Annotated in this window: 13 protein-coding genes and 1 riboswitch; of the genes, 4 read left to right on the top strand and 9 right to left on the bottom strand. The window is 65.7% G+C overall.

Annotation, left to right across the window (positions count from 1 at the left end):
* Positions 1-2: 2 nt before the first annotated feature.
* The 5 genes from QZ281_RS15050 to QZ281_RS15030 are packed head-to-tail and all read right to left on the bottom strand — an operon-like array spanning position 3 to position 8,095.
* Entirely contained in the window at positions 3-2,066 is a 2,064-nt protein-coding gene (locus QZ281_RS15050) for a heavy metal translocating P-type ATPase (RefSeq protein WP_292229750.1), read from the bottom strand.
* Between the two features lie 46 nt (positions 2,067-2,112).
* Positions 2,113-5,334, bottom strand: a complete 3,222-nt coding sequence (locus QZ281_RS15045; protein ID WP_292229748.1) for a CusA/CzcA family heavy metal efflux RND transporter — start codon at positions 5,332-5,334, stop codon at positions 2,113-2,115.
* 11 nt (positions 5,335-5,345) lie between these two features.
* On the bottom strand, positions 5,346-6,515 hold the full coding sequence (locus QZ281_RS15040; RefSeq protein WP_292229746.1) for an efflux RND transporter periplasmic adaptor subunit: 1,170 nt from the start codon (positions 6,513-6,515) through the stop codon (positions 5,346-5,348).
* Positions 6,515-7,735 carry a TolC family protein gene (locus tag QZ281_RS15035; protein ID WP_292229744.1) on the bottom strand — a complete coding sequence of 407 codons (1,221 nt, stop codon included), beginning with the start codon at positions 7,733-7,735 and terminating at the stop codon, positions 6,515-6,517. Before QZ281_RS15035 ends, QZ281_RS15040 begins: the two co-directional genes overlap by 1 nt.
* A gap of 57 nt (positions 7,736-7,792) precedes the next feature.
* Positions 7,793-8,095 carry a hypothetical protein gene (locus tag QZ281_RS15030; protein WP_292229742.1) on the bottom strand — a complete coding sequence of 101 codons (303 nt, stop codon included), beginning with the start codon at positions 8,093-8,095 and terminating at the stop codon, positions 7,793-7,795.
* Positions 8,096-8,384: 289 nt separating this feature from the next.
* A riboswitch (cobalamin riboswitch) is annotated at positions 8,385-8,608 on the top strand.
* Positions 8,609-8,715: 107 nt separating this feature from the next.
* Here QZ281_RS15030 and QZ281_RS15025 point away from each other — a divergent pair.
* The 3 genes from QZ281_RS15025 (at position 8,716) to QZ281_RS15015 (ending at position 11,526) form a co-directional block, all read left to right on the top strand.
* The gene (locus QZ281_RS15025; protein WP_292229740.1) at positions 8,716-9,702 is read left to right on the top strand and encodes a DUF1852 domain-containing protein; all 987 of its coding nucleotides are present in this window, start codon (positions 8,716-8,718) and stop codon (positions 9,700-9,702) included.
* Positions 9,703-9,728: 26 nt separating this feature from the next.
* Positions 9,729-10,757, top strand: a complete 1,029-nt coding sequence (locus QZ281_RS15020; protein ID WP_292229738.1) for a methionine synthase — start codon at positions 9,729-9,731, stop codon at positions 10,755-10,757.
* A gap of 79 nt (positions 10,758-10,836) precedes the next feature.
* A complete protein-coding gene (locus tag QZ281_RS15015) occupies positions 10,837-11,526 on the top strand; it encodes a flavin reductase family protein (protein ID WP_292229736.1) in 690 nt (229 codons plus the stop codon).
* A 57-nt stretch (positions 11,527-11,583) separates the two neighbouring features.
* Here the strand turns inward: QZ281_RS15015 and QZ281_RS15010 are convergent, their stop codons facing one another.
* The 4 genes from QZ281_RS15010 to QZ281_RS14995 are packed head-to-tail and all read right to left on the bottom strand — an operon-like array spanning position 11,584 to position 15,903.
* The gene (locus tag QZ281_RS15010) at positions 11,584-12,570 is read right to left on the bottom strand and encodes an alpha/beta hydrolase (protein ID WP_292229734.1); all 987 of its coding nucleotides are present in this window, start codon (positions 12,568-12,570) and stop codon (positions 11,584-11,586) included.
* Complete coding sequence (locus tag QZ281_RS15005; protein WP_292229732.1) at positions 12,560-14,050, bottom strand: M20 family peptidase; 1,491 nt, start codon at positions 14,048-14,050, stop codon at positions 12,560-12,562. The genes QZ281_RS15010 and QZ281_RS15005 overlap by 11 nt, the downstream gene beginning before the upstream one ends.
* A complete protein-coding gene (locus QZ281_RS15000; protein ID WP_292229730.1) occupies positions 14,047-14,976 on the bottom strand; it encodes a sugar phosphate isomerase/epimerase in 930 nt (309 codons plus the stop codon). The genes QZ281_RS15005 and QZ281_RS15000 overlap by 4 nt, the downstream gene beginning before the upstream one ends.
* A gap of 24 nt (positions 14,977-15,000) precedes the next feature.
* Positions 15,001-15,903, bottom strand: coding sequence for a carboxylesterase family protein (locus QZ281_RS14995; RefSeq protein WP_292229728.1), 903 nt, complete (start codon positions 15,901-15,903; stop codon positions 15,001-15,003).
* On the opposite strand from QZ281_RS14995, the gene QZ281_RS14990 reads away from it, so the two are divergent.
* Positions 15,875-16,100 (top strand): TonB-dependent receptor (locus QZ281_RS14990; protein ID WP_292229726.1); only part of this gene is annotated, 226 nt, incomplete at its 3' end. The two genes, QZ281_RS14995 and QZ281_RS14990, sit on opposite strands and share 29 nt — an antisense overlap.

Below are 16,100 nucleotides of genomic sequence, written 5' to 3'. Positions count from 1 at the left end.
CGTCATGCCGGTCGCGCGGACAAGGCCGGACGGACGCGCCGCCCTTTCTCCGCCCGGTCGCGATAGCCTAGAAGCCGCAGGGCATTGACCACCACCAGCAGGGTCGATCCTTCGTGAAGGATGACCGCCGGACCGATCCCCAGGCCGAAAATGGTCGCCGGCACCAGGAAGGCGACGACGCCCAGACTGACGATCAGGTTCTGCAGGATGATGGCGCGCGTGCGTCGGCTCAGCCCCACCGTGAACGGCAGTTGCGACAGATCATCGGACATCAGCGCAACATCAGCCGTCTCCAGCGCGACGTCTGATCCTGCGGCGCCCATGGCGATGCCGACGGTCGCCGTGGCCATGGCGGGGGCGTCGTTCACCCCGTCGCCCACCATGGCGATCTTGCCGTCCGCGCACAGGCGTTTGATCGCGTCCACCTTGTCCTCCGGCATCAGGTCGCCCCAGGCCTCGGTCAGACCGACCTGCCCGGCAACCGCCTGAGCGGCCTTCTGGTGGTCGCCGGAGATCATGATCATCCGCTCTATGCCCAAGCCTCGCAGCGCATTGAGCGTCGGCTCCGCCTCGACGCGTGGCGTATCCAGCAAGCCAATCACGCCAAGATCATGCGCGCCGCGCCGCACCACCATCAGGGTCCGCCCCTGCTCCCGGAGTTGAGCAACGAGCGAGGCAGTCTCTTCGCTCAGCGCCGCCACCCCGTCGGCGCCGAACATCTCCGGCTTGCCGATCCAGATCGTCTCGCCATTGAACGAAGCCGTGACGCCCTTGCCCGTCAGGCTCTTGAGGTCCGTCGCCGCCGCAATCGCGCCATCGCCCAAACGCGCCGCTCCATCGCGCGCGATGGCCTCGGCCAGCGGATGATCGCTCAACCGCTCGACCGCCACCGCTGTCGCCAGCAGGTCGTTCTGCGCGACCTCACCCACAGTGACGATGTCGGTGATGCGGGGCCGGCCTTGCGTCAGCGTGCCGGTCTTGTCGAACGCGATGGCGTTCAAGGACCCCAGGTTCTCCAGCGGCGCCCCGCCCTTGATCAGCACCCCGGCGCGCGCCGCTCGGGCAACCCCGGACAGAACGGCGCTGGGCGTGGCGATGGCCAGCGCGCAGGGACTGGCCGCGACCAGCACGGCCATGGCGCGATAGAAGCTGTCGCGGAACGGCTCATCCACCACCACCCAGGCGAACAGCAGCACGAAGGCCAGAACCAGCACCAGCGGCACGAAGATGCGCGCAAACTGGTCTGTGAACCGCTGGGTCGGCGACTTCTGCGTCTCCGCCTCGCTGACCATGCGCACCACCTTGGCCAGGGTGGTGTCGCTCGATTTACGCGTCGTCTCGATCTCGATGGCGCCCGCGCCGTTGATCGTGCCTGCGAACACCTGGGATGCAGCCCCGATCTGGGCAGGCCGCGCCCGCGCGTTGGCGGCGTCGTCGACGGGCTGCTTATCGACGGGGATGCTTTCGCCGGTGACGGGCGCCTGGTTGATGCTGCTCGTGCCCGCCACAACAAACCCATCGGCGGGCAGCCGTTCATTGGGGCGTACGACCACCACGTCTCCAACCTCCAGGGCCTCGACAGGCAGTTCGACGACCTGTTCGCCGCGGCGCACATGAGCCGTTCGAGGCGCCAGTTCCGCCAGAGCCTCAATGGCGCGTTTGGCGCGGCCCATGGCGTAGTGTTCCAGCGCGTGGCCGATGCTGAACAGAAACAGCAGCAACGCCCCTTCGGCCCAGGCGCCCAAGGCCGCCGCCCCTGCAGCGGCGACCAGCATCAACGTGTCGATCTCGAAGCGTTTGCGCCGCAGGTTCTCGACCGCCTCCCGCACGGTGAAGAAGCCCCCGAACCCATAGGCCAGAAGGAACAGAACCAAGGGCAGCCACGACGGAATGCCCGGAGCCAGCTTCTCCAGCGCGAACCCGCCGCCCAGCGCCGTCCCTGACGCCAATGCGAAGACCAGCTCCGTGTTAGGCCCCAGGAAACCGCCGTCGCCATGGTCATGGCCCGCGCCGCCCTTATGATCGTGAGGTTCAACCGCATTGCTGCATGGGGTTTGGCTGGTCATTCGGCGATCTCCTTTGCTTGCGGGCGGGTGTTCTGATTGCGGTCCATCACGCTTCGTCCCCTTCGTCCTTGCGGCGGCGCACCGCCTTGGCGGCGAAGGTCGGCAGGACCAGCAGGGTCAAGGCCGTCGCCGTCAGCAGCCCGCCGATGACGACGGTGGCCAGCGGCTTCTGCACCTCGGCGCCCGCGCCATGGGCGATGGCCATGGGAATGAAGCCGACGATGGCGACCAGGGCGGTTGTCAGGACAGCCCGAAGACGGCTGGAGGCCCCCTCAATCGCGGCGTCTCGGGGTGTCAGTCCCGCCTGAAGCCGCTCACGGATGGCCTGCATGAGGACCAGTCCGTTCAAGGTCGCCACCCCCGAAACGGCGATGAAGCCCACGGCGGCGGACACAGAGAACGGCATGCCCCGCAACAGCAGCGCCAACGCGCCTCCGATCAGGGCCAGCGGCACACAGGCGAACACCAGCCCCGCCTCCTTGAATGAGCCCAGGGCCATGAACAGCAACACCCCGATCAGGACGAAGACAATCGGAATAACCAGGCCCAAGCGCTGCTCAGCCCGTTTCAGGTTCTCGAACTGACCGCCCCACGTCAGCCGGACGCCCGACGGCAGTTGCACCTTCTCCACCTTCTGCTGGGCGTCGGCGACGAAGCCGCCCAGATCGCGTCCGCGCACATTGGCCTGAACCACCATGCGACGGCTGCCGTTGTTGCGGCTGATCTGGTTCGGCCCCTCGGCGCTCTGGATGCGGGCGACCGATGACAGGGGCACGATCACGCCTGTGGTCGAGACAATGGGCAGGGCCGCCAGCGCCGCGGGATCATTGCGCGCCTCATCTGGCAGGCGCACCACCACGTCAAAGCGCCGGTCGCCCTCGAATATCCGCCCGGCCTCCGCACCGCCGATGGCGGCCGAAACCGCCTCGGACACATCGGCCGCAGACAGGCCGTAGTTGGCGGCCGCGATCCGGTCGACGCTGATCGTCAGGGTCGGCAGGCCAGAGGCCTGTTCCACCCGAACATCGGCTGATCCCTCTGTTTCACGCAGGGCCACAGCGACCTGGTCGGCGACGCGCTGCATGGTGTCAAAATCATCGCCATAGACCATGACCGCCAGATCGGTCCGCACCCCCGAGATCAGTTCGTTGAAACGCAGCTCAATCGGCTGGCTGAACTCGAATGCATTGCCGATCTGCTGATTGGCCAGGCTTTCGAACCGCTCCAGCAAGGCGTCCTTGTCCAGCCCTGAATCCGGCCAGTCCTTGCGGTCCTTTAAGACGATGACGCCGTCCGAGATATTGGGCGGCATCGGGTCCACGGCGGCCTCTGCCGTACCGGTCCGCGAGAACATGGTCTCGACTTCAGGCTGAGCGGTGATCGCCCGCTCCAGCGCCATCTGCATGGCCAGCGACTGCTCCAGCGACGCCGACGGCACCCTCAGGGCCTGCATGGCGATGTCGCCCTCGTCCAGGGTCGGGATGAACTCACGCCCCAGTGTAGAGAAGGCCAGACCGCCCACGACCACAGCGCCCAAAGCCGACGCCAGAACGATCTTGGGCCGATCAACAGCGGCCCGGATCGCCGGCTGCAGCCAGCGGCGGGCGCGGCGCAGCAGGAAGGTCTCATGCTCGTGGGCGTGACCTTGCGCATCCACCTCGACCTTCTTGGGATCGCGCACCAGCAGGGCCGTCATGGCGGGGACAAAGGTGAACGAGAAGATGAAGGCGCCGACCAGAGCCAGCATGACCGTCGCGCCCATGGGCACAAAGGTCTTGCCCTCCACCCCCTCCAGCATCAGCAGCGGGGTGAAGACCAGAAGAATGATCAACTGACCGAAGGCGGCGGGCTTGACCATCTTGCGCGCCGCAGCCCCCGCGACCTGAAGCCGTTCCCGACGAGTCAGCGCGCGGCCAAGATCAATCCGTCGCTGCGACAGCATCAACAGGGTGCTCTCCACCACGATGACCGCGCCATCCACCAGCAGGCCGAAGTCCAGCGCCCCCAGGCTCATCAGATTGCCGCTGATCCCGAACCGGTTCATGCCGATGACGGCGAACAGGAAGCTGACAGGGATCATCAGGGCCGTGATGCTGGCCGCGCGGATGTTGCCGAGCAGCAGGAACAGCACGACGATGACCAGCAGCGCCCCCTCGCTCAGATTGCGCGCCACGGTGGCGATGGTCGAGTTGACCAGGGCGCTGCGGTCCAGAACTGTCACCGCCTCGATCCCGGCAGGCAGGGTCTTGCGAACTTCCTCCAACCGCTCGCCCGCCGCCTGGGCAACGGTGCGGCTGTTGCCTCCTGCGATCATCAAGGCGGTTCCCAGAACGGCCTCGTGACCGTCACGGCTGGCCCCACCAAGACGCGGCGCCTGACCGATCTCCACAGTGGCGACGTCGGCGACCCGTACGATCAGGCCGTTTCGATTGACCACCGGCGCCTGGGCCAGATCCTCGATGGTCGAGGCCAGGGCGTCTGTTCTGACCGTCAACGCCTCGCCTGCACGCTGCACATATCCGGCCCCGGCCTGGGTGTTGGCGCGGTCCAGCGCCTGGATCAGGTCGCCCAGCCCCAACCCATAGGCCGACAGGCGCGCTGCGTCTGGCCGCACCGCATATTCCTTGACGTAGCCGCCGACAGTGTCGACGCCCGCCAGCCCCCGCGTCGTGCGCATCTGGGGAACAATGACCCAGTCCTGCACCGTCCGCAGATAGGTGGCGCGCTCTTGCGGGGTCGAAAGCAGATCGCCTTCGGGCGTCAGATAGGCGCCGCCCGCCTGCCATCCAGCCTGTCCCGGCTTGGCCAGGTTCGCGCTGTTGAACGGCTTGTAGTCGACCGTCCACATTAGCACCTCGCCCAGCCCCGTCGTGATCGGCGCCATGGCGGGCTCCACCCCGTCCGGCATGGCCTCTCGCGCGCCTGCCAGACGTTCGGCGACCTGCTGACGGGCGAAATAGATGTCCGTCTGGTCCGTGAAGATGACCGTCACCTGGCTGAAGCCATTGCGGCTCAGCGAACGCGTCGAGGTCAGGCCGGGAATGCCCGACATGGCGGTTTCGATGGGATAGGTGACCTGACGTTCGATCTGTTCGGGCGCCAGCGCGGGGGCGACCGTGGTCACCTGGACCTGGCGATTGGTGATGTCCGGCACGGCGTCGATAGGCAGCCGTGTCAGCTCAAGCAGTCCGTAGGCCGCGACCAGCGCCGTAGCCAGGACGACGAACCATCGGAACTTGACCGATGCCTCAATGATGAATTTGAACATCTGCGTCGCCCCTAATGACCGTGCTCGGCCTCGCCCTTGGCGAGTTCGGCTTTGAGGAGGAAGGCGTTGGTCCCGGCGATCCGTTCAGACCCGGTCAGGCCACGCAGGATTTCCGTCCGACCACCCGCCTGACGGCCAGCCAGCACCGGCCGCGCCTGGAACCCTTTAGGGGCCTGAACGAAGACGACGGTGTTCCCGTCAACGGTCTGAACCGCCTCGCTCGGCACGGTCAGGCCGCCTGTCGTGTCACCGGTGACGATGGCCCCGGATACAGCCGATCCGGCTGGCGGCAGGACAGAGCCCGTAGGCCGCGCGCGTATGACGGCGGCGCCGTTCGCACCGCCCGCCCCTGCTGCAACCCCGGTCACGACGGCGTCGAAATCACCGCCGGGTCCGCTGACACGCAGCGGCGCGCCTGCCCTCACATTGACGGAAAGCGCAGGCGGCGCGGTGAAGACCAGTTCAACCCTGGCCGGGTTGGTGACCTCGGCGACGACGCCGCCCTGGGCGACGAACCCGCCCGGCCCGACCTGCACGCTGGTCACCACACCCGCGATGGGGCTGGTGACGCTCAACCGGCCTGCAGCATTGGGGGCGCCGGCTGCGCTGGACCGGGCACGCGCCGCACGGGCGCCGGCTTCAGCACTGAGCAGTTGCGCGCGTGACGCCTCGACTTCCTGCCGCGCCACCACGCCCTGTTCAGCCAGATTGCGGTTCCGCTCATAGGCCTGTCGCGCCGCCTCGGTCTGGGCGGCTGCGGCGTCCGCGTCGGCGCGGAAGGTCGCCGCTTCACCACTGACAAGACTGACCAGAGGCTGACCGATGCGCACCGTCTGCCCGGGCGCCACCAGAACGCGTTCGACCCGTCCGCCGACCGATGCCGCAACAGCGGCCCGCGCGTCCACCATCGGTTCGACACGTCCGGCCAGCTGGATTTCCGCCCCGCCTCCTCGACCGACGCCGACCACGACGATGTTGGCGCCCTGAGCCTGACTTTCACTCAGTTCGACAAAGCCTTCTGGCGCGTCTGCCTGGCTTTCCGCCTCTGCGGTCTGGCTCTCGGCGACGACAGGTGCTGGGTCCGTCCCCCGCGACAGAAGGTAGAAACCACCCGCCCCCAGAAGGATGACGGCCGCCGCCCCGCTGATCAGCAGGGTCTTGTTCGATGTGCGCTGGCGCATCATTCAGCTCCTTGGAAAGGGGCGCGGCCGTCCAGGCGCGCCAGTTCGATTTCCGCCCGGACGCGCCCCAGACGCGCATCGACTGCGGTGGTTCGCGCAGAGATCAGGGCCGTGCGGGTGGCGCGCAGCTCAAGCTGCGAGATGCGCCCGGCTTCAAAGCCGATCCGCGACAGGCGATAAGCCTCCTCGGCGGACCCCACCCCGGCCAGACGCGCCTGGGCCGCCGCTCGATCCGCCTGGGCGTCCTGACGGGCGCTGGCCAATCGGGCATCCGCCGCCCGGAAGTCCGCCTGCGCCGCTTCGATATTGCCCCGGTTCCGGTCGAACAGCGGCAACGGCATGCTGACGCCGAACGTCAGGGCGGTGGCGTCCTCCATCTCATAGCGACGCACGCCGACGCTGGCGGTGATGTCCGGTCGGGTGCGGATGCGCTCCACGTCGATCCGCCGCTCCGCCGCCGCGCGTTCGGCCTGCGCGACCCGCACCGTCGTTGCATCGACCGCCGCAACAAAGGCCGCTGCAGGCGACCGATCCAGCAGGCTGGCGTCGATGTCAGTCACCGGTCTCGACAGCATGGCGACGGCGGTCAACCGCGCAAAGGCGGCGTCCCGTTCGGCGACAGCCTCATCCAGATTGGCGCGCGCAGCGGCGGCTTCGCTTTCGCCCTGAATGCCGCGCAACAACGGCTCCCGACCCTGTTCGACCAGGAGCAATGCGGCGCGCGCATCGGCTATGGTCAGGCTCAGGCTTTCTTGCGCCAGCGCCGCACGCCGTTGCGCCGCCTCAGCGTCGGCATAGACCTGCGCCAGCCGACCCGCCGCATTCACCACGGCCAGATCCCGCTGCAGGGCCGCCGTCCCCGCATCCGCCCGCGCCGCATTGATACGTGCGGTCCGCCGTCCCCACAGCTCCAGATCCTGACTGAAGGACAGGGTGGTTTCAGCATTGTCGAACCCCCGATAGGGCCCGCTTCCGAAAACATTCGAGGCATCAAGGCCCAGCGTCGGATTGGGCCGAACACGGGCCTGACGGACCCGCGCCTCGGCGGCCTGCGAAAGCGCTTCGGCCTCCTGGCTTGCAGGCGTTTGATTGAGCTGCGCTAGCAACTCGGGGAAGGAAGGCGCCGGGTCAGCCCAGGCGGGGCTGGCCAGCATGGCCGTCAGTGCGGCCAGCGCGCAGCCGACCGCAAAACGCGGCGGCCGACGATGAGAGGCAGGCATGAGTCATTTTCCAGCAGTTTGACACGAGATCACGCGCACGGCGGCGCAGACGTCGGGTCAGACCCTGGGAGGACGCTTCAGACCGTCGGGCGAAATCGACGACGGGAAATCACTGGAGGGGAAGGCGTGGACGGGACGTGCATAGATCTGCATCGCTATGTCGTCGCTGGCGTCGGTGCGCGCGGTTCCGTTGTGATGGCAGTGGCCGTGGGCGCAGAGTCCATGCCCCTCGCCCAAACCGCCCTGATCGGCGTCGCCGGTGTCCTGATCAATAACCGCATGCGCATAAGGGCTTTCCGGCGCACAGACTTCGGCGTCAGCGACCGGGGCGACAAAGAACACGGCGGCGACCAAGGTCACCGCCAAAATCAGCCTCGCCCATGTCGCCATCGACCATGTCATCGCGGGCTGGATACTTTCATTCGAGCCCCCAGGCAATCCGTTATACTGTACGAGCGCTGCGACTATTTGACGGTTTCAGCGACCAGAGCCCACGCCACAATCGTCTGGACGGCTCAAAGAAACGCCGGAACCCACCCCGCCGAGGCGACGCCCCTCATGCCACCGCAAAGAAAAAACGCGGAAGGCTCCAATCACATAATCACATAAAGATATCTTTATATCTTGATTGACATGCGCGGCGATTATGGCAATTTCCAATGGTCGTGGTTCTACGCGTCGCCCTCGGACGGCGCGGAGCTAAGAGGGAAGCCGGTGTGATGTCCTTGATGTCGATGCCGGCGCTGCCCCCGCAACTGTAAGCGGCGAGCCGAGGGTCCATCTTGCGTCACTGGGAGCATCCGCTCTCGGGAAGGCCGGACCCGAAGCCGTGACCCGTAAGCCAGGAGACCTGCCTCGACAGATAACGTCCTCCGGCGGGGTGTCGGTCAGGTCGCAGTTGCGCTCGCCGGACCTCTGCGCCCGCGCGCGGCGCCGTGCGCCCCTGTCCGAAACCTGGCCAAAAGCAAAGGTTTCTCCCCATGGCCGACAGCGCGCTTACATTCTCGATCAAGAGCATCCCGTTCGACGAGGATTATCATCCCGCCGACGGCACGCGCATCACGACCAACTTCGCCAATCTGGCGCGGGGCGAAAGCCGCAAGGACAATCTGCGCAACACCCTGCGGATGATCGACAACCGCTTCAATGCTCTGGCCAACTGGGACAACCCCAAGGGCGACCGATACGCTGTCGAGCTTCAGATCATCTCGGTCGAGATGAATGTCGACGCAGAGGCGGGAAACGACGCCTTCCCCCTGATCGAAATTCTCCAGACGACCGTCATCGACAAGGCGACCGACACCCGGATCGCCGGCATCGTCGGAAACAACTTCTCTTCCTACGTCCGCGACTATGACTTCAGCGTGGTTCTGCCCGAGCACAGCAAGGCCAATCCGAACGCTGGCCTGCCGGAAGACTTCGGCGACCTGCACGGAAAGCTGTTCAAGCATTTCCTCGCGTCAAAGGCCTACACCGACAATTTCGGCAAGCCGCCCGTCATCTGCCTGAGTGTTTCCAGCAACAAAACCTACCACCGCACCGGAAACGAGCACCCGATACTGGGTCTCGAATATCAGAACAACGAGTTCTCTCCGACCGATCAGTATTTCGCGAAGATGGGCCTGAAGGTTCGCTACTTCATGCCGAAAAACAGCGTCGCGCCGTTCGCCTTCTACCACACGGGCGACCTGCTGGGTGACTACACCAGCCTCGAACTGGTCAGCACCATCAGCACGATGGAGACCTTCCAGAAGATCTACCGCCCGGAAATCTACAACGCCAACTCTGTCGCGGCGGAACAGTATCAACCCAGCCTGAAATATCAGGACTTTTCCCTGACGCGCATCGTCTACGACCGAGAAGAGCGCAGCAGGCTGGCGATCGAACAAGGCCGGTTCGTCGAGGAACGCTTCATCAAGCCGTACCAGGACGTCCTCGCGCAATGGTCCAACAACTTCGCTGCCTGAACGCCGAACCTACAAGGTAAAACACTATGACTATCCTATTGCCCACCTCGACCGCAGGCAGCCTTCCCAAACCCTCATGGCTGGCCCAGCCCGAGACGCTCTGGTCACCCTGGAAACTGCAAGGTGACGAACTGATCGAGGGCAAGCAGGACGCCCTGCGCCTGTCTCTGAACGACCAGGTGAATGCCGGGATTGATATCGTCAGCGACGGCGAACAGACGCGCCAGCATTTCGTCACCACCTTCATCGAACATCTCGACGGCGTCGATTTCGAAACGCGCAAGACCGTCAAGATCCGCGACCGCTATGACGCCAGCGTCCCCACCGTCGTCGGCGCGGTCAGCCGTCCGAAATCGGTCTTCGTCGATGACGCCAAATTCCTGCGCCAGCAGACCAAACAGCCGATCAAATGGGCCCTGCCCGGCCCGATGACGATGATCGACACCCTCTATGACGACCACTACAAGAGCCGCGAGAAACTGGCCTGGGAGTTCGCCAAACTCCTCAATCAGGAAGCCCGCGAGTTGGAGGCTGCTGGCGTCGACATCATCCAGTTCGACGAACCCGCCTTCAACGTCTTCTTCGACGAGGTGAACGAGTGGGGCGTCGCCGCGCTGGAGCGAGCGGTCGATGGGCTCAAGTGCGAGACGGCTGTTCACATCTGCTACGGCTACGGCATCAAGGCCAACACGGACTGGAAAAAGACCCTCGGCTCCGAATGGCGCCAATACGAGGAAGCCTTCCCCAAGCTGCAGCAGTCCAGCCTCGATATCATCTCGCTGGAATGCCACAACTCGCACGTCCCGATGGACCTGATCGAACTGATCCGCGGCAAGAAGGTCATGGTCGGCGCCATCGACGTGGCCTCCAACACCGTCGAGACGCCCGAGGAAGTCGCCGACACCCTGCGCAAGGCCCTCAAGTTCGTGGATGCGGACAAGCTCTATCCGTCCACCAACTGCGGCATGGCCCCGCTGTCGCGTCGCGTCGCCACCGGCAAGCTGAACGCTCTGGGCGCCGGCGCCGAGATCATCCGTAAAGAACTGTCCGCCTGACAACTGCAGAATGCGGCGCTGGGGCCCATGACATGCCCTGAGCGCTCCGCTCGAAAACCTTGAGCGGCGCCAGACCGTTGTGATCCATCTGCCCTGGCCAAGGGGCAAGATGGATCATGGCCGGGCGCTCAACGCGCCGCCCGGAATGATCCAGCGCTGCACGTCGGTTCGCCGGTCTGAAACCGGCGAGCCAGGATCCAAATCCATGAATATGTTGAGCAACATCAGCGAAGATTCTGAGCTGCGCCGCCTCTTCGGCCGCTTCCCAACCGGCGTCACCACCCTGTGCGCCATGGTGGACAGCCAACCTGTCGGCATGACCGCCAGCGCCTTCGTCGCCGTCTCGCTGAAGCCGGCGCTGGTGTCCGTCTGCATCAAGCGCGGCTCTGGCACATGGCGACAACTGCGCGCGCAGAAACGCCTCGGCATCTCATTCCTGAGCCATGGCCACGCCGCCGTCGCGCGCCAACTGGCGCAGAAGACCGGCGACCGATTCCAGGGCCTGGACTACGAAACAACCCCCGACGGCGCCCTGTTCCTCGCAGACGCGACGGCCTGGCTGGAATGCTCAGTCGAGCAGGAAATCGAAGCCGGCGACCACGACATCGTCCTCTTCCGCCTCCACCGGGCATCGGTCGCCGATAACATTACTCCGCTGGTATTTCACTCCAGCGACTTCCACACCCTGACGCCCATCGAGCAATCGCCGCACACGTCATCACCCTCCACGTCCAATCAATCAGCGACGCCAGAATATGCTGCTGATTGAACTTAGCTGATGCTTCCACGCGACTATCGGGCGCGCACTAAAGACAAGCGCCTCGCATTATTCCAGAACCCGATCCAACCAGTTGGCGAACAGGTCCGGCCAACTGGTTGACGGCGAATCCGGCACGCCCAGTCCAAAGCCGTGGCTGCCTTCCTGATAGAGGTGGCCCTCGACCGGGCGGTTGGCGGCGCGAGCGGCGGCGATCCAGGCCAGACTGTTGTCGGCTGTGACGGTCGTGTCGTCCCAGGCGTGAACCAGGAAGCTGGGCGGGGTTTCGGCACCGACGTGCAGAACCGGCGACCGTTTCTGGATCAGTTCGGCGCTGGCGTTATTGCCCAGCAATAGGCCGCGTGAGCCGGTGTGGACCAGCGGCGCCTCAAGCGACAGGACCGGGTAGATCAGGCCCACCGCATCCGGACGAGCGTTCAAGCTGTCGGCGGCGTCGAATGGTGCATAGACGGCTTCGGTCCAGCCGGTGGCCAGACTGCCTGCCAGATGCCCGCCTGCCGAGAAGCCGACCACCGCCACATGATCGGGCTGGATCGCCAATGACGCCGCGCGCTGACGCAGCAGGCGGATGGCGCGCTGGGCGTCCTGAAGCGGCACGTCGGCACGGTTGGGCCACCCCTCGCCCGGCAGGCGATAGTTCAGCACCGCAACCAGATAGCCCTTGGCGGCGAAATGCTCGGCGACCTCAACGCCCTCATTGGCGATGGATACGAACATGTATCCGCCGCCCGGAATGACCAGCAACGCGCGGCCATTGGGGTTTGCCGGACGCCAGATCCGCATCGACGGTGTCGGCGTGGATTTCAGGAAGGAACCGGGCCAGTTGGGGAAGGTGGCCAGCGGCCTGTAGCTCTCGCGTCCCGGCGCATAGCTGGGCCACAGAACAATCTCCTCTGCGGCATCCCAGGCGGCAGGGCGCACCATCTCTGGCGGGCGAGGCTTCAGCGGCGTGGTCTGAGCCGCAGACGCGCCTGCGCCGAAACAGACCGCGCCCATCAAGGCTCCGGCCAGCAGTCTTCTACGGTCAGTTCGCATGAGCCTCTCCAGCCATCAGGCGGGCGTAGAAGCGAATGTTCCGCTCCAGATTATCCAGCGTCATATGTTCGTTGACGCCGTGGACCATGCCCAGTTCGCCCATGTGAAAGCGGTTGGGTGCAAAGCGATAAACATAGTCGGCGACCGAGACCAGCGAGCGAGAATCCGACCCGGCGATCATCAGCGACGGCGCGATCGGGGTGGCGGGCGCCTCCTGACCCAGAGCCGTGGCCAGATAGCGGTAGGCGTCGGATTGCGACGACGAAATCGGCGAAGGATCGCGTCCGCCGCCTTCGGCTGTGATCTCGACCGGCAGGCCCTTGGTCGCCGCCTTGGCGCGGTCCAGAACCGACTGGACCGAGCCGCCCGGCGCGATGCGATAGTTGATCCAGACGCTAGCCGTCTGGGGCAGGACGTTCTCCTTGGGCGAACCGGTCAGCATGGTCGGGGCGATGGTAGTGTGCATCCCGGCCGCCGCGGACGGATTGGAGGCCAACTGCTTGGCCAGCACCCCGCCGAACAACCAGTCATTGGCCAGGAACAACCGTGTCGAGAAGGGGGCATAGGGCGCTAGTTCGCGCAGGCCCTCACGCGTCGGGCCGTCGTAGCGCAGCGGCCAGGCCTTGCCCTCGATGGCGGTGATGGCGCGGGCCAGGGTAGAGACGGCGGTCTGTTGCGGCGGGGCCGAGGCGTGGCCACCCTGCCCCTTGGCCGTGACCTTCAGCGTCACATAGCCTTTTTCCGCCACAGCGATCAGGGCGGCGGGGCCCTTTATGGCGGGGTGGTCCTCAATGATGGCCGAGCCTTCGTCCAGTACGAACCAGGCGCGGATGTTGCGCGCCTTCAGCACCTCGGCGACGGCCTTGGCGCCGCTGCCCTGAACCTCTTCATCATGGCCGGAGACGACGATGATGGTGCGCTCCGGCTGGCGTCCGGCCTTGGCCAGAGCTTCGCCGGCTTCCAGCAGGGCGATCAGCGAACCCTTGTCGTCAATGGCCCCGCGCCCCCAGACCGCGCCATCGACGACCGCGCCGGAGAAGGGTGGCGTCTTCCATTCCGACAGGGTTTCGGGCGAGGCGGGAACCACATCCTGGTGCGCCATCAGGATGATGGACTGAAGCTGCGGATTGCGCCCTGTCCAGGTCCAGATCAGTGCGCCTTCGCCGACCGTCTCGCGTTTGGCGGCGGCATGGAAGGCCGGATAGGATTGCGCCATCCAGTCATGGAAGGCGGTCCACTGGCTCAGGTCGTTTTCTGACCGGTCCTGATGCGACACGGTCTCGAAACGGATCGCCTGCCCCAGACGCTGCGCCGCCTGATCGACATCGAACGCCACGACAGCAGGCGCCTGTGCGGTGGCCAGGGCCGCCGGTTTGAGCATCAGCGTGCGGACTACCAGAACAGCGATCAGCAACGCCAGAGCAGCGACAATAATCCCGACGACGGCCAGCAGCCGCCCTGTCCAGCCCTTGCGCCTCATGCCCGGTTTCCTTGCAGTGACGTGAAGTATTGCAGCGCCTGACCGGCGGCGGCGACCTCCTGACCGACCGGCATGTTCTCGCGTTCGATGAAGGAGGTGACAATCCCGGCCTCGGCCGAGGCGCGACGCCAGCGCGCCCAGTCGATCACCCCCTCGCCAAACGCCGCAGACGCGGGCGCCGCCAGTCGCGTCGTGGGCTGGATCGGCGCGCGCCAGTCCTTCAGGTGGGCCGACTTGAACCGCCCCGGATGGCGCCTCAGCAGGTCATAGGGATCAGCCCCACCCAGAACCGCGTTGCCGACGTCGAACTGGAAATGCGCCTGGGCCGGATCGACCCGTTCCAGCAACAGGTCCATCGCCGTCAGGCCGCCGACATCGGCGAACTCGACATTGTGGTTGTGATAGGCGATCGCCACCCCGGCCGAGCGGGCCTTCTCACCGATCTGGTTCAGGCGGTCAGCGTTCCAGCGCCAGTCGTCCGCCGTCAGCGGATGCGCCATCAGGGCCGCAAAACGATCAGCAGGCGCGACATCCAGCAGCCCGGCGAAGCCCGGCATGGGCGCCGCAACCGTGGTCATGCCGATCTCACGTGCATAGGCCAGACGATGATCCAGTTCCGCATCGGTCATCTGCAGGATAGGCAGGTGACCGCTGATGCAGGCCAGCCCCGCCGCATCAAAGGCCCGTCGCAACTCGGCCCCCGACAGGTCAGGTGCGCCCGCCAGTTCGACCTTGCGGACTCCCAAATCAGCCAGCGCCTTCAACGTGCCGGGAAAATCCTGCGCCATCGACTGACGCACCATCCAGAGCTGGACGCCCAGATCAGACGGCGCCGGAGCAGCGGCCGCAGCCGCCCCGCCTTCGCTCATCGACCAGACGACGGGCGCAGCCCCCGCCATCGCCAGAAATCCACGTCGTGACAGCATGGCGCTTTCCCCCTCGCCTTGTTTTCAGTGATTATCCGCACGGCCTTGCATGAAGTCGAGCCGCGCCTTCAGCGGGTCGGCCTCTCCGTCAAAACCGCCCTGCGGCGTTACGGACAGCAGGCGGTCGTTCCCGGCCTCATAGCGCGGCCAGTTCGGCAGGCCCCGCCCGTTCGGATCCCCCTTGCGGGCGAAGTTGGCCCAGTAGTCGGCCAGCCGCATCGCGACCGCCTGATCCTCAGCCGTCGGATGATCCAGAACCCCGCCCAGACGATCAAAGGCGAAGGCCACGTCGGAGGCATGGTCCGCCCCCCAGGGCGCGGTCGCGCGCTTCTCCTCGGCGACATAGCCGAAGCGGTACTGATAGACCGGCGCGCCCTGTGCGGCGAAGGCGCGGGCGACAAAACGGGCGGGCTCGACCATGTTGCGGTCGCTGCCGACGATGCGGTTGACGCCCTCCACCGGCGTCTGGCCCGTGGGGTCATAGAGTTGGCGGGCAGCGGCTTCATCAGCGCCGAACTTGGCGAAGGTCGCATCCTTGCTGGCGGCGAACTCCAGGCTCAGGTCCGCCGTGGTGGCGCCGATCAGAACCGGGACAGAACGCTGACGCCCCTGACGATACTGCGCCTCCGGCGTCATAGCGACAACGCGGCCATCGACCACCGGCCCGGCATAGAGCGCGCGAGGACCTGCGACGACCAGGGTCATCATGTTCAGATCGCCGTTGATCCGCTCGACCGGCAGGGCGCGCAGGGCGGCGACTGCATCAGCCCCTGTGGTTTCAACACCCAGACGCTGGGCAAAGGCCGTGCCGAGGCTCTCAGCAGAGGGCGCGCCCTCCAGATCCTGCGACAGACGACGCTCGCGGCCCAGAAAGTCACGACCTGCGCCGGACTGGATGATGGCACGGTCAAACAGCCCCTCGCCCATCGGCGAACCCAGCAACAGCTATTTTAACGCGGCGGTGCAGGCCGGTGAGTTCAATAACTATGCCTATAACTACCAGGACGACCGGGAAACCGACAAGTGGATTCCCTCGGTGAATGTGCAGTGGGATGTTGGCGCAGACACCATGCTTTATGCCAGCTTCTCACAGGGTTTCAAGAGCGGCGGCTTTACCTCGGCCG

The sequence above is a fragment of the Brevundimonas sp. genome (assembly GCF_018608325.1).
In the GTDB taxonomy this organism is placed as follows: Bacteria; Pseudomonadota; Alphaproteobacteria; order Caulobacterales; family Caulobacteraceae; genus Brevundimonas.
This window is presented reverse-complemented; position numbering and strand designations above follow the sequence as displayed.